Here is an 18716-nt window from a genome sequence, read left to right as displayed (position 1 = left end):
GATTTCCGAGTTCAGCAATTGTCGCCAAAATCACAAATAAAAATACAAAAAATAACTATTATTGTTTATAACAATAAACCTCAGTCCATTTTATCAAAATTATTTTGTTATTTTTATATTAAATCTATATTAATAAATTGTTATCAGAATGAAGCAACGGTATATATATATCTTTTCATGTTGTGTAGCTCTACTCTATACAGTAGCTTCTTTTGGGCAGTCATTAGACACCATAGATTTTTTCAAAGAGCCTTTTATTTTCGACAAATCAAAAACTCCTCAAATTCAAATCCAAGGAGAAACAGATGAAAAATCGATACTCGAATTTTACAATACTATTGATTCAGAGGACTATAACATACTTATTACTCATCTGAAGGCGTTTAAAGAGCAAAAGAACTTAAACGACTGGCTCTATTATCAGCTTATTAGACAGGTGTCAGAAGCAATAAGCCCAAAAGCAGCTAATTATCATCGTTATACACTGTACAAATGGTATTTGATGAATAAATCCGGATATGATGCCAGATTAGCAGTGGGCGACGGTCAAATTATCTTTTATATTAAAAACACAGAAGATATATCTGATATTCCTTTTTTTGTAATTGACGGTCAACAGTTTACCTGCCTCAACTATCATGATTACGGCAAGTTATTTAAGCGCTCTGATGTGTATAAACCTGTTTCGATCCGTATTCCCGGAGCTACAAAAGATTTCAGTTATAAAATAGCTGAAATGCCGGAATTTAAAGATGAGTCTTATGCCGTTAAAAATGTAAACTTTCAGTATAAAGATAAGGTATATGAATTCGACATTAAGGTAAATGACAACATAGCTCGTATCTTTAAAAACTATCCGGGGGTTAATTTTGAAACGTATTTTAATATTCCGCTCACTAAAGTGACTTACCAATCACTGATACCTGTGCTTCGAGAAAATGTTAAAGATATGGATACCAAAAATGGCGTTGATTATCTGATGCGATTTACACGATATGCATTTTTATATGAGAACGACGATGAAAATTTTGGAATAGAGAAACGGTTATCTCCAGAACAAACCTTGATCAATAATTACAGCGATTGTGATGACCGTGCGGCCTTATTCTTCTTTTTGGTAAAAGAGATATACAATCTACCCATGATTGCCATACTCTATCCTACGCACATTACGATGGGGGTTCAATTTGAACATACCATCGGAAATGCCATACAATATGAGGGACAGTATTTTTCGATTTGTGAACCAACACCACAAGGACAAAATCTAAATATAGGTGAAGTTGCTGATAAGTATAAACACGAAAAGTATGAAATCGTATATCACTATCAACCGAGATAGTACACTATTCCCAAAAATACAGGATATTTCAGGTTAGGTGAGCTCCCTATCGGCTAGTAGTTATTCACCTTCACCTCGTTCGCTTTGATATATTCGTTGATAAAAATTTCTACCTTTTGTTTTTTCGCCATATCCTCAATAAGCTCTGAAATAGGCAACAAGCTATCCAGACCATCAATGTAAACGAACCGATAATTATCTTCATTGATACTCTTTGACCATTCCGAAATATTTACCTTCGGATTATGACCTGAAGTATTATTTACTAATATTTTAGATGGGTCACCCCCAATTGCTTCAAAAGCGATTATCGGATCAGCCACATCCTTAAGTACTATTGAATCTGCTGGATCAAGAAATCCAGAAAACAACCCAAAACAGTCGTTTATACCTATTCTAAAACTATTTTCCACAGCGCTACGTCGATCCTTCTTTCCTAAATATTCAGCTTGGTAATCCAAGCTTAGCTTAGCTCCAGTAAACAAAGAGAGCAATACGTGTGTTCCATATTTTTTGACAAGTTCCGCTGGTTCCAAAGATTTGCTATCTGTTTGAAAATTTATGGTCAAATACCGTAACAACTGGCTTTCCCCAGGATTTAGAAATAGTCTAAGTCGTTTGTGTCTTATATAGGTATCATACAGACCATAAATGTATTCACCTCCATTGGGATCGGTATCTGGAAAAGGATGCATGATATTCCCCTTAAAATAATTGACATCAGCCGTTTCACCTGTCAACCATTTCGTAAAATCCTCCGAATCGGCACCATAAACGGTGTTAAAACTCGCTTCACGAAGGAGGCGCACATCCAGACGGCTGGGATTGTCTTGTCCAAATACAGGCGTATTGATTACAGCCTCTTTAACGGAGCTCCTGTGAGAATATTTGCCTGTAACATCATAGCCGAACCCTAAAAAATTAAGCTCGCCATAGCCTTCTTTATCGATTGTATAATCATCCTCCGCAAGATTCTTAATCACAAAATTAGTTTCTATTGGTTGTTCTAATTCAGGCTCTACGATTTCTGAATCCATTATTTCAGGCTCATCTGATGTATTTTTCTCGCAGCCGATGAAGCTGCCAACTATTATCATCGTTAATGGAAGTATAGATTTAATCTTTAGCATATTCGTGTATTAGTTAGTCAAACTATCACTGACAGTTATAATTAGGAGACGAGGAAATATTATTAATAATATAGATCTAATCAGGTACTATATAAAAAAGCCGACTTTTCGAAGTCGGCTTTAATAGTTTAGTTAGAAAAAATATTCTTAGAACGTATAACCTGTCCAAGCAAATACTGATGTATTAGCACCTGTTGAAGTTGTATTCTTTGTAATACCAGCTGCATCCGTAGGATTAATTTTAGCAGTTAAAGCTGCTGGCAAAAGGGTATAGGTAATCGTTGCGCTACCAGCACCTTTACTATCCGTAAAATCAATCATATCACCAACTAAAGAAGTTGCTCCTACACTAACCAACAAGTTAGTGATTGTAGCTTTAGCACCTCTTCTAACCTTGACCACATCTTGCATAGTACCTTCAACACCTGTAGTCGTAGAGTTTTGCACGATAGTTATATCTTCCATTTTAAAATTAGACTGATAGAAAGCATCCGGTAAATTTCCATCATGGTTACCATCAGCCTCGATGCCTCTAGGATCTACTTCATTGGTTTTAAAACCAGCTTCCCAAATACCATAAGCATTTTTTAATGTACCTGTATAACCTTGTGTAAAGTCAAACATATCGTCTTCGGAATTTACAACTAACAGGTTCGTAACATTTACAGAACCACCAAAGAATTCAATACCGTCATCTGCTGCATCTTTGATATAGATGTTGCTGATTTTAGTTTTGTTACCAACAGCATTTAACGTCAAACCATTGTGCTCTTTATCATCCGAGATATTCGCTCCAGAATATTCAATAATAACATAATCCAACACACCTGAATCATCTGCTACATCGTTACCTCCGTAGAAGATATTTGTGTTGATTTCAGTCTCAAAGTTACTTGGAGAAGCTTCAGTAGCACGAGAAAGCGGTGTTCTTCCGTTGATAATCAAACCGCCCCATGAACCAGAGCTCTTTGTTGCCGAAGTAAATTTAATTGGATTTTGCGCTGTACCTTCAGCAATGATTTTTGCTCCCTTTTCAATCAACAAATAAGCTCCTTGGCTGTTAGCCGTAATTGTTGTACCCGCGGGGATAGTTAATGTAGCTCCCTCACGAACGATAGTAGCAGCTGTCAAATTAATTGTACTACCTTTAACAATAGCATTGGAAGTGATAGGTCCCGACAACACCGTTAATTCGACCAACTGTTGACCATTGTCATTACCATTATCATCGTCTTTGCTACATGATGTAAACACAAGAACTGAAGCTGCTAGAATAGTAAATAATTCTCTTTTCATCTTTTTAATTTTATACAATTTTAACTTTTTAAATTAATCTAACTGTTAACCCAATATTACTAAACCATTAAAAACGATAGGATATACCAACACTCATATCAATTCCGCGCTTATACGAACTTAATGCTATTGCTTCACCATTATCTGTCTCGCGTTCTAAACGAATTGCAGGATTAAGAAGATTACGCAACTTTACATTAATACCCCAATGCTTCTTAATATCTGCCTGTGAAATAACATCTAGTGTAGGGATTCCTTTTTCTATAATATCTCTGTATGCATTACTTCCACCTAAAGAATAAATACGGTCACTGAAATAATTCAATACGGCAGTAGATGTCAAATTCCAGTCTCTCCTATTCCACAAGTAAGTCACGTCTGTATTGATCAACACAGGCGATGCGCCCTGTAATGCAGATTCTTCAGCAGTAAATCTTGGTAAGATATTTTCTAGTTTTTGATTGCTATACAAATACGATAGGTTCAGACCTCCGGACAATACATTATCACCATTTTCTGTCATCGTTTTTAGAATGTTTTTCTTCAGTTCGATTTCGGCACCAGCAACAGTAGCGGTAGATCCGACATTATGATATGTCATCACATTACCACTCATCTCGGTACGCGCAATAGGATCTTTCAACTGCTTATAAAATACACCTACAGAAATTAATTCTCCTACGGTTGGAAACAGCTCCCATTTCACATCAAAATTTGTATTCTGAACGGGCTTTAAGTCTGGATTTCCTTGCGTAGTGTAAGTGGAGAAAGTGTTCAAGAATTCAGCCATTTCGATAAACTGCGGCAAAGTATAAGACATACTAGCAGATGCTCTTAGGTTACTCTTTTCTGTTAACATATACTTCAGATTCAAGCTTGGCAACACATAATTCTTCTTTAACGGCTCATTATCGTTCAATTCTGAATCATTTAACGCTGTTTTATAGCTAACATCCTGGAACACATTATCGTATCTTATTCCTATTAGGGCTGTAAATTTAGGATCAAATTGATATATTCCCATTAACACAGCAGAATGCACACGCTTATTGGCTTTATACCATTCGGGTTCAAAATTCCCCATTCGCGAACTCAACCGAAAGAAATTAGACTGTAATGTACTACTATTGAATACATTATCTATATTATAAACATTATTTGGATCTAGAAGACGGCTTCCGTCTATCAGGTGCGTATACAACGTAGCATTAAAATCTCTATTGATGATATTACCATTATATCCAAAGTTAATCTTGCGTTCAAAATCGCTTTCTTTATCGAAATTATAAGTAGCAATAGCTTTTGTCGACCATGCATTTTCTGTCAAATCCGAATAGTATCGCTCATTTGAATTTTGCTCTCCCATCAAATAGAAATTGCTGCGACCATCATCCTCAAACACTTCTGACAACCTGATAGTTCGACGATCAGGCTCATTACCTTTCACCAGGTTATGCGCAATTCCAAGATCTAAATCCAACACATCAGACAGCACCAATTTTGACAACAATTGATTGACAAACAAATTATTATCTACAATATGCTGTCTTCTGAACAAACCTCTATCATTTGGATTTGGAAAACTATTTAAACCATAGTTATCTTCAAATGTTTGGCTTTGATTATTGATATACAATGAATTGAAAGCCACGTAATGTTTGCCAAACGAATATTTCAAGTTTGCAATGGCTGTCTTATCGATATTATATTGAGAAAGTGTTGATTTTTGATCTAGGAAAATCTCGCCGTTCGTCAATGTCTGGCGAACAACGCCATCATAGTATTTATATTCCGAATTCATATTAGCAGATAAAAACACATTTAAGTTATTTTCACCTACTCTCACTCTCTTTCCTCCAGCTAATGAAAAAGAAGAATTAATTGGTGTCCCGTCAAATGGTTTTGGATTCCATTTATTGGCAAAGGCATAATTGCTTCCATTCGTTATTGTACTTTTGGACTCCGCCAAACTCCCGAACCAATTAGAGCCAGTTATCTTCTGAAAATTATCTGTTTTGAGCGCCTGTGTATTGACACCTGTAGAAACACCAATTTCCAAAAAGTTATTATCAGCAAGTACCTTAGAAAGAATATCAATATTAGCACCTGCAACATCCGCTCCCAATGTAGGGTTGAATGTTTTATTAACGGCAATACTCTGAATAATAGAAGTACCAAAGAAATCCAAAGAAACATTTTTATTAAGCGGGTCTTCAGAAGACAAAGGCAAACCATTTAGCGTAGTACTGTTATAACGGTCGCCCAATCCACGTACAAATACGTTAGCTCCACCTGCTGATTTGGTGACACCGCTCATCTTCGTCAATGCCCCTTCAGCATCAGATACTCCTTTTCTAGAAAGCTCCTGTGCACCTATTTTTTCCACCATCAGATTCGAAGCTTTGCGTTCTTCCAACAAAGCGATTTCACTGGCCTGCACACGTCTTCTTGTAACAACAACTTCATCTAAAGCAGATGACTCACTTACTAAAACAACACTGATATTTTCCCAGTTTTTTTCGGCTAAAACCACAGGAGTGATCTCTTTATTATATCCCAGGTAGCTGCTTACAATTTCATAGATACCCTTTTTGTTTACCGGAATAATAAATTCTCCGTTTTCATTGGTTGAAGTCGCTTTACTATTATCTGCTAAGGAAACACTTACACCAGAAATTGGCTGCATCGTCTCCACATCGATAATCCTACCACGGATACCCAAAGTTGATCCGGAAGCAGCAACACCATCTGCAATGGAGGCACTATTCTTCTGTTGTGCATTTAATGTCTTGGTAGTATCTTGTTTATTGGAATCTTTTGGCAGGACATTTCCTTTCGGATCCACTTTCTGTGCAGAAACAACCGAGCATACTATTATACCTGATAACAGTAGACTTGCTCTTTTAATGTTTAAATTTAGTTTCAACTTGAATTAATTTTAATTTAACACAAAAGTACACGAGGCACATTAACTCAATGTTACCAACAGATTACCTTTAATTGAATCTAATGTTAATTATTTATTAACAACCTGAATCATTACCAAAATACCCGAAAACAGAACGATAAATAAACATAGTTATGTAGGATACGTTAAATTTTCTTTAAAGGGAAGGTTGTTAATCGTGTAATATTTTTATTAAGATTTTCTATTCTAAGCAATTTCCGATACCTTTAAGGTTGAAACTAAAAACTACTGGAACAAATTCATTCATGGTACGTTCAGAAAATCTTACGTTCAAATATTCCCCTTCGCTCGAACTTCAGTTTCCTGACTTCACAATAGAAAAAAACCAACACACCCTTCTATTAGGAGACTCAGGCACAGGAAAAACAACTTTACTTCATTTACTGGGCGGACTATCCAAGCCTTCCAATGGGAAAGTCTATATCGGAGAGCAAGACATATACCAGCTTACCGAAAGCCAGCTGGATAGATTCCGTGCGGAAAACATCGGCTTTATCTTTCAAGAGGCACATCTTTTAAAGAATTTAACGACTAAAGAAAATATCGAGCTGGCGCAACATTTGGCCAAAAAAGCTGTTGACCGAGAGGCTATCTTAAGAATTTTGGACAAATTGCAGATAGCAGACAAAGCAGATAGTTACCCATCTCAACTAAGCAGAGGCCAGCTTCAACGTGCGGCGATAGCTCGTGCCGTAGTTAATAATCCAAAACTATTGATTGCTGATGAACCTACAGCTGCACTGGACGACACCAATACAAGACACGTTCTAGACTTACTTTTGGAAACGGCTACTTCTTATGGAGCTACTTTATTAATCGCCACACACGACAAAAGAATTAAAGACAACTTCTCCAACACTTATCAACTCTGACATGAATACTTTGGCATTAGCTTGGAAGAACATTACCCAACAATGGGGATCGACGCTATTAAGCATATTTTTGACCGCTTTTGGTGTATCCATATTATTAGTCATTTATATATCCGGAGACAGCTTCGAGAAACAGCTGGAAAATAACAGCAAAAATGTTGATCTGGTGGTCGGCGCAAAGGGCAGCCCGATGCAGTTAATCCTGAGCAGCCTATATCATGTCGACAACCCTACAGGTAATATATCGCTTGCAGAAGCGAATAAAATAGCCACAAACCCATTCGTACAGCTAGCTGTTCCGATCTCATTGGGGGATAATTATAAAGGACACCGTATCATTGGCACCGACGCCACATTCATAGAGCTATATGAACTTAAAATGGCACAAGGTGCACTCTGGACCAAAAGCTTTGAGATCGTGCTCGGTGCTGAGGTCGCCAGGAAGCACCTATTAAAGATCGGTGATGAGATACACAGTGCTCACGGACTATCGGCCGATGCTCATGTACATGACAACCACCCTTTCAAAGTGGTGGGTATCCTGGCTCCTTCCCGATCGGTAGTAGACAACCTGATACTCTCCAACCTGGCCAGTGTATGGGAAGTACATGGTATAGCCCACGATGGCGAACATATACATGGCCCCGACTGTAACCATGACCATGCAGACCATAAGCACACAACTACTGCTGATGCGCATCATCATGAACACAGCAATGAGCATGACCATGCAGAAGATCATGCAGAAGATCATGCAGAAGATCATGATCATCAACATCCTGCTCACGGAACAGAAACCCTTACAAAGGAAAAACCACGAATGGAAGACCCTACCTTGGTCAAAAGCATAGGCCAGGGCATGATCGAAGATCATGGCGTAGAGATCACAGCACTATTAGTCAAATATAGCTCTCCCGCAGCGATAGGGATACTGCCTAGACTAGTCAATCAAAGCACACACATGCAGGCTGCATCTCCCGCAATAGAGAGCTCCAGAATATTTTCGCTACTCGGCGTAGGCTTAGATTCACTAGCTATATTGGCCTATGTCATCATGTTTATAGCCGCATTAAGCGTTTTTATAAGCCTATACAATGCGTTGAAAGAACGACGATATGATATGGCTATTATGCGGACCATGGGAGCAACGAAAACTAAACTTTTCGCCCTGGTAATAGTCGAAGGGCTAGTGATTACCTTAATAGGAGGTTGTATCGGCTTGCTAATGGGGCATAGTGCACTTTACTATATAAGCACACAGACAAGCCAAAGTGCGGATTTCATCGAAGCATTCAAATTATATCCGAACGAGGTTCTTATTTTAGTTACAGCTATTTTACTGGGTGTCATCGCCGCATTAATTCCTGCATTCAAAGCCTATAATACAACGATTTCAAAAACTTTATCTTCTAAAAGTTAGAGGGTTAAATGGTTAGGAGGCTAGAAAGTTAAATAGTTAGATAGATAAATATGAATAAATTATTGCTTATACTAAATTTACTTTTACTGAGCAGTGCAGTTTCTAATGCACAGATAAAAGATTATCCAAACCTCAATGTGCCGGATCATACCCCTATGATGAACAATATCTGGGAAGCCATTGACAAAATGATGTACAAAGTAAGTACGGAAGGAAATAAAAAAGTATATACCCCTCATTACCCTCCTGAATTAAAAAAACTGGAGAACAAGATTGTCGAGTTGCCAGGGTATATGGTACCTCTTACCAGTGGCAGAAACCACAATACATTCATGCTCTCAGTCCTTCCTATAGCACAATGTCAGTTTTGTGGCACCAACGGAATACCGCCTATGGTAGAAATTTTTATGAAAAAAGGTACAATTAAGTTTACAGACGAACCTATAAAATTAAAAGGGAAGATGGTATTCAACCCCGAACCGCTAAAAGGAAACGCAGAAATTCAAATCGTAAATGCGGAACTCTTAAACTAACGATTAAGCAACGATATTTCTAATACAGAAGCCAACGCAGCAGTTTCTGTACGCAATCTTGCCGCTCCTAATGATAAAGGGGTATAACCGGCCTGCAAAGCATATTGGATTTCTTGTTCAGAAAAGTCGCCCTCCGGGCCTATCAGAATCAAATAGTTTTCTCCTTTTGAAAAAGAGTTGGTGATATATTTTTTATCACTATCTACACAATGTGCAATAGCTTTTATAGACTGTACATCCTGCTGCTGGCTATCTATAAATTTAGCAAATGAAATCGCAGGGTTTATCTTAGGAAGATAAGCTTTCAGGGATTGTTTCATTGCGGCTATTGCCACTTTTTCCAACCGCTCTGTCTTTACCTCTTTACGCTCTGAATGCGCACAAATAATGGGAGTAAACTCCTGCAAACCTATTTCGGTAGCTTTTTCCAAAAACCATTCCAGACGATCTATATTTTTTGTAGGCGCTACTGCAATATGAAGGTGGTAAGGACTTAGAGTATAATTTTCTTCTACATGAATAACCCGAAGGCTCGTTCTTTTGGGATGAGCTTCAATAATCTCCGTTTTATACATCCCCCCTCTTCCATCTACCAAATGGATAATGCTTCCTGCAGAAAGACGCAATACACGGATAGCATGTTTACTTTCTTCTTCACTTAATAAAAAAGAGGAATGATGGAATTCTATTTCAGGTGTATAAAAAAGATTCATCTTTCTTATTTAGCACCCCCGTTATCATGACCTGTTTCCACTAAATCCAATTTCACAAATTCAATATTTTGCTGCGTTTTTTTCATAATGGTAAAATTATATCCAAATTGTTCGGCTGTCTCCCCCACATCTGGAATTTTATCAAAGACATGACTCACCAAGCCAGCAATCGTATCATAATCCGAACTTTCGGGTAATTCTATTGGCAAATACCCATTAGTATCATGTACACTTGCTCCTGCATCGACCATATACTCCGTATCCGAAATACGCTCTACTACAGGAGTTTCTTCATCGTACTCATCTTGAATTTCTCCTACTAATTCTTCTACAATATCTTCCAATGTAACCATCCCTGCCGTTCCGCCAAATTCATCCAGTACAAAAGCAATTTGAATGCGCTTAAGCTGAAACTCTGCCATCAAATCATTGATCTTCTTTGTTTCAGGAATAAAATACGGCTTGCGCATAATATTCCTCAACACCACATCCTTACCCTTTACAATAAGTGGAAGAATATCTTTGGTATGAACTATACCCACAATCTGATCAATATTATCATCATAAATAGGAATACGTGAATACCCTTCCTCTGTTACAGTCTTGATAAATTCATCTGCCGGATCATTGACCTCTACGGCAACAATCTTTGTGCGGGGTACCATGATATTTTTAACAATTCGTTCGTTAAAATCGAAGACATTTTTAATCAACTCATGCTCCGAATTATTCAGTGCTCCACTTTCCTTACCTTTTTCCAACAAATACTGCAGTTCTTCAGAGGAGTGATTTGCCTCACCGGAATGCGTTTCAATACCGATAAGTCGTAATAAAAAGTTCGCGAATCCATTTAGCAACCATATTATCGGTCTAAAAAGATAATAGAAAAACTGAAGAGGTAATGCAATCCGCATGGTCGTAGCTACCGGCTTTTGGATCGCGATGGACTTTGGTGCCAATTCGCCAAATACGATATGTAAGAATGTAATGATAGAAAACGCAAGTACATGACCAGAATATTTCGCCCACCATCCGACTAATTCAATGTTGAACACCGCAAATATTTCATGCACTATTTCCGTCATCACGCGTTCTCCTACCCAACCTAAGGCCAGAGAAGCTAATGTAATACCTAACTGTGTAGCAGCCAGGTATCCATCTAAATGCTCTGTAATATTTTTTGCAATTTTAGCAACATTGCTTCCTGATTTTGCTTGAAGTTCAATTTGAGAAGCCCTTACTTTGACAATAGCAAATTCTGCGGCAACGAAAAATCCGTTTGCAAGCACTAAAAATACAGTCCAAAAAATATCAAGAGCCATTTATGCGTTATTTGTTTCCAAATTCCTTTTTATACAACTCTATACTCTCTAAAATTACATTTTGAGCATAAGAACGTCCATATAAATTTTCAATTGTCACGTTTTTCTCTTCCAAAGCTTTGTAATCTTGGAAAAATCGTACAATTTCTTTCATTGTATGCGGAGGAAGTTCGGATAAATCATTGATATAGTTCACCGACATATCATTCTTCGCTACTGCAATAATTTTATCATCCTGCTCCCCGCCATCAATCATGTGCATTACTCCGATTACCTTGGCTTCAATTAAACTCATTGGATACACATCTACTGAACATAATACCAGAATATCCAATGGATCTTTGTCATCACAATATGTTTGAGGAATGAATCCATAGTTAGCGGGATACATGACAGATGAGAACAACACTCTATCCAATTTGATTAAACCACTGTCTTTATCAATTTCGTATTTCGCCTTTGAACCTTTAGGAATTTCTATAATAGCATTTACAGAATTTGGCAAGTCCTCGCCGGGAGAAACTTGATGCCAAGGATGTTGTGTACTCATTAATTTGTTACTGTTTGTTATGTTTATTTTCTTTTCTGTTTTTAAGCCATCTTTTTAGTAGCGCTATTGCTATAGGCAAAAATGCTATAACGATCAGACCTACAATTATATATTCAACATAGTCTATTATCCAAGGGAACTGAACTCCTAGAAAATAGCCTGAAAGTGTCAATAAAGAAACCCACAAAATCGCGCCTATGATATTAAATAGTACAAATTTCCGAAAATTCAATTTGACAACTCCTGCGAATATTGGCGCAAATGTACGAATAATCGGGACAAACCTACCAATAATCAAAGCAGTTCCGCCGTATTTTTGATAGAATTCTTCCGCCATAATAACATATTTCCGTTTAAAGAGAAAGGAATCCTGTCGCTTGAAGAGCATCGGTCCTGTTCTATAACCAAACCAATACCCTATAAAGTTACCCGATATACCTGCAACTAATATTCCAAAATACATGGTCGTAATAGTCACATCGATTTTCCCCAAGGCACAAAACAAGCCTGCAAGAAACAATAAATAATCACCAGGAAGGAAAAATCCAAAAAACAAACCGGTCTCAGCAAATACAATCAGACAAACGATATAAATTCCACCATGACTTAATAAGTACTCGGGATCCATCAGTTGCTGAAAGGACATTAAGAATTCTTGCATATTTATTTTTTAAATTCTCGAATAGTTGATTTCAAACTTAATTGGAATTTGTAATACGAGCAATAGATTCACGGATATCTTCTGCAATCTTATTCATTTCATCCGCTGGTAAAGAAAGTTTTGGCTTTTCAAAATTCATATCATGTACATGATTTAAGGGAATCAAATGTATATGAGCGTGTGCCACTTCCAATCCGACTACCGCAACCCCCACTTTACGGCACGGAAATATATTTTTTATGCCTTGAGAAACAATTTTAGCAAAAATCCACATTCCAACATATCCCTCATCCTCCATATCAAAAATATAATCTATCTCCTTCTTCGGAATGACTAAAACGTGTCCTCTCGTCAAAGGATTAACATCCAAAAAAGCCAAATAATCATTACTCTCCGCAACTTTATAAGCTGGGATCTCTCCCGAAATAATTTTTGAAAAAATGGTAGACATATATCTATCAATATTAAATATGTAACAAATATAGCAAAAAGATACCAGCAAAAAGACACTAACAGCAAAAGGAGCTCTATCTTTTAGAGCTCCTTTTGCTGTTATTTGGTGAGCGGTTATGGCAATACCGCTCATAACCTAATCTTATACTATCTTGAAATTTCTAATACTTCCAATTCTATTTCACCCGCAGGTACAGTTACTTTAGCAATATCGCCTACCGAAAGCCCCAATAATCCTTGCGCAATCGGTGATTTCACTGAAATCTTCCCTGACTTCAAATCCGCTTCCGTTTCCGAAACTAATTGATAAGTCATCTCCGCACCATTTTTCTTGTTTTTAAGTTTTACAATAGAAAGCGCTAATACTTTTGATGTATCCAATTTAGATTCATCAATTAGTCGCGCACTTGACAATACTTCTTCTAACTTAGCAATTCTGGCTTCGTGCAAACCTTGTGCTTCTTTGGCTGCATCATATTCTGCATTCTCTGACAAATCACCTTTGTCACGTGCTTCAGCAATTGCATTCGCTATTTTAAGCCTTCCCTCAGTTTTCAAATACTGAACTTCTTCTTTCAGTTTTGTCAACCCCTCCTCTGTGTAATAAGTTACTTCTGCCATAATATTAATTTAACCTAGTTATTTTACCATTTATTTTAAAAAAAAGAAACAAGACCACATTATCCTCTGATGGACAATCTGGTCTTGCTCTCTTTACGAAGATAGAAAAGTTCTTTTATATTTCCAAACTTAAAAAAATCATTCTTCGTCTACAAATTTATACCCTAACCCTCTTACCGTTTGTAGGTAGGTAGGTTTATCGGGATTATGCTCTATTTTTTTTCGTAAACGTACCACATGCATATCCAACGTGCGTGTATTCACATTGGAGCTATAGCCCCATACCACTTCCATCAACTCTTCTCGCGTAATATCTTTGCCCATATTTTGAAGAAAATGCAACAAAATTCTGTTTTCTAATATAGTGAGCTCTATTTTCTTCCCATCTCTCACCAGTGAATGTATCTGTGGATGGTGCTCTGTATTCCCAAAATGGTAAATATCTTTATTACTTTTAGGCACAAAAAAGCGCACCTTATTCTCGATCATTGCGACTAATACATCCATATTAAATGGCTTAGTAATATAATCGGTAACACCGTAGCTATAGGCATCGATTTTATCCACATCTTGAGATTTAGCCGTCATCATAATAATGATCTGCTCAAACCCCGCCTTACGTACAGACTCACACACTTCAATCCCTTCTTTTCCCGGAAGCATCCAATCCAGGAGCACAATATCCGGCTGTTCCTCAAGAATCATCTTTTCGGCTTCTAAACCATTACCACTCTGAATAACCTTGTAATTTTCAGTCTGCAACCTATGACTGACCAAAAATCTCAAATTTTCGTCGTCCTCTATGACCGCTACTGTAATATCTCTATCCATAAATTAAACTTTTTTAACATCTAATGGAAAAGTAAGTGTAAAAATCGTACCAATACCGAGTTGGCTTTCTACTTTTATTTCTCCGCCCATAAATTCAGCAATTTCTTTACAAAAAGCCAAACCTAGGCCAATACTTCCTTGTTGATTGAATTGATTCTTTACGCGATAAAATTTCTTAAAAATACTATTAAATTCCTTTTTATCGATACCGATTCCTTGATCTTTAAATATAATAACAAAATTCTTCTTATTTTGTTGAACCTCAACCTGTAAAACTTTCCGATCAATTGGCGAATACTTATAGGCATTGTCGATCAGATTCTGAAATACACTATTCAGTAGGACTGGGTCAGCATATAATTCATGGTGCACCTTAATAGAATAGTTAAGTTTTAGATCCGCATATTTCAATTTAAATGCATCAAACACGCGCTCACAAAATTCTTTGAGATCAATATATTCACCATTGAATTTCATCGATTTATTTTCTATTTGCGCAAAAGAAAGAAGTTTATTCATCAAACTATTCAGTTTATCGGCCTCTTGATCCAATATTCTGCCATACATTTCCCGTTCCTTAACGGAAAGGCTCTCCGCACTCTTGATATTGTTACCTGCGATCTTAATGACACTAACGGGCGTTTTAAACTCATGGGTCAGATTATTAATAAAATCGTACTGCAACTGATACAATTTATTATTAATCATTACATTACGATATATCAAATACCCTATAGACAGCATAATCAGGTATAAAACAGATAATGCACCTATCACCGGAAAAAAGCGCTTATTGACTTCCTTTTGAATATACTCTTGAGAAGTATCAAACTGTAATTTATAATCCGAAAGTGCACCTGGCAGCGGAAGCTCTGTGCTGAGATAGGGTTCGCTTTCTATCACACCCTGGTCAACAATAGGTTTTATATAAATATCCTCATATAGACTAGGATACTTATTTACAATTCTAATTTTCCGAGGATCAATGGAGAATACAAACATATCCTGCTCATACGTGCTTTTAGGTAAGTTTTCATCCCCCATCATGGCCTTATAAGCTACTAAATCCGAAATCCTCGGAATATTCATATAGGTTATTTTCCCTGGTTGCACAGAGTAAAACACTTTGTAAATTTCATTATCTGTAATTCGGATGGAATCGGTAACCCGATCCAAATAGCCGACGAGTTTTAAAACCATATTATTAAATTCATCGGAATAGCTACGGTACTCATCGATATTCTGACGCTCGCTGATAAGCCTATTATCTTTATTGAGATAATAATCATAGCTCGCTTTGGAAGAGATCACCAAGTTATTAAATTTCACTCCTTTAGTAAGGGAATCTCTATTCGTAAATATAATATCAAAGAAGACGATTTTATCTACAAACGGGAACTTCCGTAAAACAGAACTAGATAATCCCGATGCCTGAGTAGAATCAATATATCCCTGGAAGTAAGAGACCTCTGGTATTTTTGTGCTAAAAAATTCATTAAAAGGTTTAATGGATTCGTCAAAGACTTCGACTTTCCTATTATTGAATTCGGTCTCTACAAAATTAACGGTCATATTACGAGCAAGAAAACCTGACACCACAAACAACATTGTTACTAACAGTAAAAATGCGAGTAGCAATCCAAGGTTCTTCCGGTATCTGAAATCGAACTTGTTCATTTAATTTAGATACGAAGCTAAAAAAGCTTCTACTTCTTGGTAATATTCAATTATATTCTCCGCCTTTCTAAAGCGCTTGCCTTCTTCTTCTTTATAGACATAACGAACAGGGACATCTCTATTTTTTACTTTTTGAATGAATTGATTCGCATCCGTCACACTACTATGTTTATCTTTCCCTCCTTGAAAAAACAGAATCGGAATACTCACCTTTTCGGCATGAAATAAAGGCGAAATTGCTTTAAACAGTTCATATTCCTTGGTTGGATTACCAATTATCCGATGATACAACTTCAGATACTGTTGATAATAGGGCGGTATTTCTTTGAAATAGGTAAATAAATTAATGTACCCTGAAGAAGAAATAGCACACTTATAGAGCGTAGGATTAAAACAAGCAGCGTATAATGCGGAATACCCTCCAAACCCTGCCCCCATAATCGCAATACGAGTTTTGTCGGCAATGCCTTGATGAATCAGCCAGGTCACTCCGTCCGAGATATCATTTTGAATCTCTCCCCCCCATTGTTTGAATCCCGCTGTAAAAAACTCTTTACCAAACCCCGTAGACCCGCGGTAATTAACCTGGAAAACAGCATATCCTCTATTCGCCAAGAATTGAACTTCCGCATTAAATCCCCAAACGTCTCTCCGATTGGGACCATCATGCACCAGAACTACCACTGGATACGATTTTTGTTCTTTTAGCGGATAGGTTAAATAGCCTTTTATCGTTCTGCCATCCCTGGAATAATAAGAAACTTCTTTCATTTGTCCTAAAGACTTCCCTGAAAGCTTTGGGTTTTGAGCAGTCAACTCCACTACCTTATCTTTAGCGACATGATAGTAATAAATACTACCTGGATTACGATCCGTATACGTTTTAAAAATAACGGTATTGAACATAGAATCTACATCCAGTACATCTATACTATAATCACTAAATTTCTTTCTGATATACCTATATATTTGTGCTAACTTGGGATTATGAATTACGACTTCTTTATGGTTTTTATACACTGTACTAAATAGAGGTTCTTCATGAGAGAAAAAGTATCCTTCTCTATTGACATCCGCATCTTGGTCCGCTAATATAACTTTAGTTTCTCTGCCATACTGAATTTCCATCTCGACCAAAGCGAGCTTATCGCGTCCCATATTAGACAGTGCATACATGCTATTTACATTACCTCTTACAGGGCCTAAAGGAAAAATTGTCGATTCAAAGTCTGTTTTTATTACATTAATAAAAGGCATTCCCTCTTCTACACGATACCAAAATGTTTCTTCAACACTATCACTGCTCATTACCAACCGCACCTTTCCATCATTGGAAGCAAACCAGGATGAAAAGTTCCCTGGATTCTGATCGATCAATGTAGAACCGGTTCCGTCCAATCGAATACGGTATAAGTCAAAAACCGAAGAATCCCTTCTGTTCATCAAAGCCAAAATATTACCCCCGAAAGCACGCGAAGTATTAAGCCATCTAATCTGATGGTCATCAACAGGGATCAAAGGTTTTGACAGTTCGTACCTGACATCTATTGTGTACAGGCGAAGGCTATCTTCAAATGATTGAGAATTAGAATAAACAATAGAATCATTGGTCGCCCAAAAAAAATACTGCACATTCATATTATCTTGATACGTAAGCTGTTTGGAAGAATCCGGATTTACGATATCCAATACAAAAATATTCCGACAGTGATCCTCCAACCCCAAATAAGCAATCTTGCTTCCATCTGGTGAAAGTTTAAAGCTCGTTTTCTCAGCTTTCTCAAAAAAATCGGGTATAGGAATCGTACTATCCTGAGCGCCTCCGCAGGAGCACAAGAAAAACAATATATAAATATTAAGCCTTTTAATCAACCACATCTTACAGTACCTCGTATCTCCAAATATTAGAAAATTTTAACACTTCTCTTGCATTGCAACCTTAATTTTACAGCATTCTATATTATAAATATAAAAAACAGGAAATCCAGATGTAAAAAATATTGTAATTTTACGCAATGTACTTATACAATATTTCCATTATCGTAGATGACGAAAATCATCAGCAGTTAATAAACTGGGTGAAAACAGATTGGCTTTTAAAAATCGAAAATGAAGTAAAGTTTCTAAAAATGCTCAATACTCCTCACGAAGGTTCAACCTACTGTGTACAAATTGTTGCTGACAACGAGCAAGCTATCCACTCTTTCCAACAAGACCATGTGTCCGTTCTTCAAGAACATATTGCCTTATATTATCTGGAGAAAGCTTTCATATTCGATAGTGTCATGGAATACATAGCAGATATTAACAAAAGCTCTTGATAGTTT

At 37.0% G+C, this 18716-nt stretch carries 17 protein-coding genes; 5 read left to right on the top strand and 12 right to left on the bottom strand.

Annotated features, from left to right (window positions below):
- Positions 1-148: 148 nt before the first annotated feature.
- Positions 149-1342, top strand: a complete 1194-nt coding sequence (locus E4F24_RS10330; protein WP_140938619.1) for a hypothetical protein — start codon at positions 149-151, stop codon at positions 1340-1342.
- A gap of 53 nt (positions 1343-1395) precedes the next feature.
- Here E4F24_RS10330 and E4F24_RS10325 read toward each other — a convergent pair whose 3' ends face one another.
- From E4F24_RS10325 to E4F24_RS10315, 3 genes are all read right to left on the bottom strand, one after another.
- On the bottom strand, positions 1396-2472 hold the full coding sequence (locus E4F24_RS10325; protein ID WP_140938618.1) for a hypothetical protein: 1077 nt from the start codon (positions 2470-2472) through the stop codon (positions 1396-1398).
- A 147-nt stretch (positions 2473-2619) separates the two neighbouring features.
- Positions 2620-3768, bottom strand: coding sequence for a hypothetical protein (locus E4F24_RS10320; protein ID WP_140938617.1), 1149 nt, complete (start codon positions 3766-3768; stop codon positions 2620-2622).
- Between the two features lie 67 nt (positions 3769-3835).
- On the bottom strand, positions 3836-6694 hold the full coding sequence (locus E4F24_RS10315) for a TonB-dependent receptor (protein WP_140938616.1): 2859 nt from the start codon (positions 6692-6694) through the stop codon (positions 3836-3838).
- A gap of 287 nt (positions 6695-6981) precedes the next feature.
- Between E4F24_RS10315 and E4F24_RS10310 the strand changes: the two genes are divergently transcribed.
- The 3 genes from E4F24_RS10310 to E4F24_RS10300 are packed head-to-tail and all read left to right on the top strand — an operon-like array spanning position 6982 to position 9561.
- Positions 6982-7608, top strand: coding sequence for an ABC transporter ATP-binding protein (locus E4F24_RS10310; protein ID WP_140938615.1), 627 nt, complete (start codon positions 6982-6984; stop codon positions 7606-7608).
- Between the two features lies 1 nt (position 7609).
- Positions 7610-9028: an ABC transporter permease gene (locus E4F24_RS10305; protein WP_140938614.1), complete on the top strand. Its 1419-nt coding sequence runs from the start codon at positions 7610-7612 to the stop codon at positions 9026-9028.
- A 50-nt stretch (positions 9029-9078) separates the two neighbouring features.
- On the top strand, positions 9079-9561 hold the full coding sequence (locus E4F24_RS10300; protein WP_140938613.1) for a hypothetical protein: 483 nt from the start codon (positions 9079-9081) through the stop codon (positions 9559-9561).
- Here E4F24_RS10300 and E4F24_RS10295 read toward each other — a convergent pair.
- The 9 genes from E4F24_RS10295 to E4F24_RS10255 form a co-directional block, all read right to left on the bottom strand.
- Positions 9558-10274, bottom strand: coding sequence for a 16S rRNA (uracil(1498)-N(3))-methyltransferase (locus E4F24_RS10295; protein ID WP_140938612.1), 717 nt, complete (start codon positions 10272-10274; stop codon positions 9558-9560). The genes E4F24_RS10300 and E4F24_RS10295 overlap by 4 nt on opposite strands.
- A gap of 5 nt (positions 10275-10279) precedes the next feature.
- Positions 10280-11596, bottom strand: coding sequence for a hemolysin family protein (locus E4F24_RS10290; protein WP_140938611.1), 1317 nt, complete (start codon positions 11594-11596; stop codon positions 10280-10282).
- 7 nt (positions 11597-11603) lie between these two features.
- Positions 11604-12146: an inorganic diphosphatase gene (locus E4F24_RS10285; protein ID WP_136901080.1), complete on the bottom strand. Its 543-nt coding sequence runs from the start codon at positions 12144-12146 to the stop codon at positions 11604-11606.
- A 7-nt stretch (positions 12147-12153) separates the two neighbouring features.
- On the bottom strand, positions 12154-12807 hold the full coding sequence (locus tag E4F24_RS10280; protein ID WP_140938610.1) for a DedA family protein: 654 nt from the start codon (positions 12805-12807) through the stop codon (positions 12154-12156).
- A gap of 37 nt (positions 12808-12844) precedes the next feature.
- Positions 12845-13258 carry an HIT family protein gene (locus tag E4F24_RS10275; protein WP_140938609.1) on the bottom strand — a complete coding sequence of 138 codons (414 nt, stop codon included), beginning with the start codon at positions 13256-13258 and terminating at the stop codon, positions 12845-12847.
- A gap of 149 nt (positions 13259-13407) precedes the next feature.
- Positions 13408-13881: a transcription elongation factor GreA gene (gene greA / locus E4F24_RS10270; RefSeq protein ID WP_140938608.1), complete on the bottom strand. Its 474-nt coding sequence runs from the start codon at positions 13879-13881 to the stop codon at positions 13408-13410.
- Positions 13882-14019: 138 nt separating this feature from the next.
- Entirely contained in the window at positions 14020-14712 is a 693-nt protein-coding gene (locus E4F24_RS10265) for a response regulator transcription factor (RefSeq protein WP_140938607.1), read from the bottom strand.
- 3 nt (positions 14713-14715) lie between these two features.
- Positions 14716-16389, bottom strand: a complete 1674-nt coding sequence (locus tag E4F24_RS10260; RefSeq protein ID WP_140938606.1) for a sensor histidine kinase — start codon at positions 16387-16389, stop codon at positions 14716-14718.
- Positions 16390-18267 carry an alpha/beta hydrolase family protein gene (locus E4F24_RS10255; protein ID WP_140938605.1) on the bottom strand — a complete coding sequence of 626 codons (1878 nt, stop codon included), beginning with the start codon at positions 18265-18267 and terminating at the stop codon, positions 16390-16392.
- Between the two features lie 137 nt (positions 18268-18404).
- Between E4F24_RS10255 and E4F24_RS10250 the strand changes: the two genes are divergently transcribed.
- Positions 18405-18710 carry a DUF4286 family protein gene (locus tag E4F24_RS10250; RefSeq protein WP_140938604.1) on the top strand — a complete coding sequence of 102 codons (306 nt, stop codon included), beginning with the start codon at positions 18405-18407 and terminating at the stop codon, positions 18708-18710.
- Positions 18711-18716: the final 6 nt, after the last annotated feature.

This window comes from Sphingobacterium lumbrici (assembly GCF_006476045.1).
GTDB classification, from domain to species: Bacteria; Bacteroidota; Bacteroidia; order Sphingobacteriales; family Sphingobacteriaceae; genus Sphingobacterium; species Sphingobacterium lumbrici.
Note: the sequence above shows the minus strand (reverse complement) of the source record. Positions and strands in the feature narration are given on the sequence as shown.

What these genes read in the sequence shown, in the direction of transcription:
- E4F24_RS10330 (WP_140938619.1), top strand. Translation starts at nt 149, where the DNA reads ATGAAGCAACGGTATATATATATCTTTTCATGTTGTGTAGCTCTACTC.
- E4F24_RS10325 (WP_140938618.1), bottom strand. Translation starts at nt 2,472, where the DNA reads ATGCTAAAGATTAAATCTATACTTCCATTAACGATGATAATAGTTGGC.
- E4F24_RS10320 (WP_140938617.1), bottom strand. Translation starts at nt 3,768, where the DNA reads ATGAAAAGAGAATTATTTACTATTCTAGCAGCTTCAGTTCTTGTGTTT.
- E4F24_RS10310 (WP_140938615.1), top strand. Translation starts at nt 6,982, where the DNA reads ATGGTACGTTCAGAAAATCTTACGTTCAAATATTCCCCTTCGCTCGAA.
- E4F24_RS10305 (WP_140938614.1), top strand. Translation starts at nt 7,610, where the DNA reads ATGAATACTTTGGCATTAGCTTGGAAGAACATTACCCAACAATGGGGA.
- E4F24_RS10300 (WP_140938613.1), top strand. Translation starts at nt 9,079, where the DNA reads ATGAATAAATTATTGCTTATACTAAATTTACTTTTACTGAGCAGTGCA.
- E4F24_RS10295 (WP_140938612.1), bottom strand. Translation starts at nt 10,274, where the DNA reads ATGAATCTTTTTTATACACCTGAAATAGAATTCCATCATTCCTCTTTT.
- E4F24_RS10290 (WP_140938611.1), bottom strand. Translation starts at nt 11,596, where the DNA reads ATGGCTCTTGATATTTTTTGGACTGTATTTTTAGTGCTTGCAAACGGA.
- E4F24_RS10285 (WP_136901080.1), bottom strand. Translation starts at nt 12,146, where the DNA reads ATGAGTACACAACATCCTTGGCATCAAGTTTCTCCCGGCGAGGACTTG.
- E4F24_RS10280 (WP_140938610.1), bottom strand. Translation starts at nt 12,807, where the DNA reads ATGCAAGAATTCTTAATGTCCTTTCAGCAACTGATGGATCCCGAGTAC.
- E4F24_RS10275 (WP_140938609.1), bottom strand. Translation starts at nt 13,258, where the DNA reads ATGTCTACCATTTTTTCAAAAATTATTTCGGGAGAGATCCCAGCTTAT.
- greA (WP_140938608.1), bottom strand. Translation starts at nt 13,881, where the DNA reads ATGGCAGAAGTAACTTATTACACAGAGGAGGGGTTGACAAAACTGAAA.
- E4F24_RS10265 (WP_140938607.1), bottom strand. Translation starts at nt 14,712, where the DNA reads ATGGATAGAGATATTACAGTAGCGGTCATAGAGGACGACGAAAATTTG.
- E4F24_RS10260 (WP_140938606.1), bottom strand. Translation starts at nt 16,389, where the DNA reads ATGAACAAGTTCGATTTCAGATACCGGAAGAACCTTGGATTGCTACTC.
- E4F24_RS10255 (WP_140938605.1), bottom strand. Translation starts at nt 18,267, where the DNA reads ATGTGGTTGATTAAAAGGCTTAATATTTATATATTGTTTTTCTTGTGC.
- E4F24_RS10250 (WP_140938604.1), top strand. Translation starts at nt 18,405, where the DNA reads ATGTACTTATACAATATTTCCATTATCGTAGATGACGAAAATCATCAG.